This window comes from Fulvivirga aurantia, assembly GCF_009711475.1.
Taxonomy (GTDB): domain Bacteria; phylum Bacteroidota; class Bacteroidia; order Cytophagales; family Cyclobacteriaceae; genus Fulvivirga; species Fulvivirga aurantia.
In genome coordinates, this window is the sequence record NZ_SMMD01000250.1 from 1 (window position 1) to 1,303 (window position 1,303).

Genomic DNA, 1,303 nt, shown 5'->3' on the forward strand with positions numbered 1-1,303 from the left:
CCTGGGGGGAGCCACTTTGCTTGTTGCCGGCATAATTGATACAGCCAATACAGCCAAAGACAACGAAGACCTGCCTCCAAGCGAACGTGATGTAAGTTTTTCACCCCTCATGTTTGCTGGTGCCGCGGTGGTGGTAATCCCACTCTTTACGAAAGGAGCCAAACGCCAGAAGATGTACAAGGCCCTAGAAGTATATAACCAATAACGACCAATTGACCATTGCTAATAGATATAAAATGTTAAGAAATAGAATATTCCTCAAAGCAATCGCCATTTTCTTTACACTGGAAATGCTAGCAGGCATAGCACAACCCTATGTGGCTATGGCACTTACCTCAGGGCCAACAGCACCTGAGACCACCAGCTTTGAGCCTGTGGATACCACCGACATGGTAAATCTGTCAACAGGTGATTTTGTATACAACATGCCATTATTAGAAGTGCCAGGGCCAAGTGGAGGTTATCCTTTAAATTTATCATATCATGCCGGTATTAAACCTAACCAAGAGGCCAGTTGGGTAGGGCTAGGTTGGACTTTGAACCCTGGAGCTATTAATAGGTTTGTTAATGGCTTTCCTGATGATCATAAATCAGCAATAAGAACTACTAGAGATTATTGGGAAGGTGGTATCACTAGGGTATATTCAGCAGGAGTAGGTGTTTGTGGGGTGAATGCTTCTCTCACTGTGGCTACAGATACTTACAGAGGTGTAGGTGTAGGAGGGCAATTTGGTTTTGGATATGAAGTCGGTCCTGTTACCGCAAAGGCTGGTGTAGGAATAAGTCCTTACGGAGGTGCAAGTGCAAATCTTGGAGTGTCCTATGATTTTCATGGGGCAAGTGCACAAGTAGGTGTTAGTACTAATTTTAAGTCTGAATCAGGTTACGGAGGAATAAATGCTCCCTTGATGGGGGTGTCAATGAGTTCGAATGACACTAAACCTGCTCTTAAAGTTGCAGGTATTTCGGCAAATTTAAATAATTCGAAAGCAGGAAATATAACAACAAAAAGTTCTGGTTTTGGCGTAACAATTCCTATTGGCTATGTGACGATTTCCCTCGGGTACAAATATCATCGCTATTATTCAGATGAAAGCTTGGACTATGAAACACGTGGAGTCCTGCATGATGGTAGTATTTTAGGAGTTGATGATTCTTATGCTTTACATGACCCTGAAAGTTTTAAAAAGAACGTGAAAACAGCAAATCCAGAGGAGGAGCCTGGAGGAGCATTTCCAGCATATGATTCTTACTCTGTATTAGGGCAAGGGGTAGGTGGCACAATCAGCCCATATATATTTAG

The 1,303-nt window shown here is 42.9% G+C and carries 1 protein-coding gene and 1 pseudogene; both read left to right on the forward strand.

Going from position 1 to position 1,303, the window contains the following annotated elements:
* Positions 1–205, forward strand: a 205-nt coding sequence (locus E1176_RS20275) for a hypothetical protein (protein ID WP_185152518.1), incomplete at its 5' end; no start/stop codon positions are given.
* 31 nt (positions 206–236) lie between these two features.
* Positions 237–1,303: pseudogene (locus E1176_RS00880) on the forward strand (hypothetical protein); the annotation flags it as partial.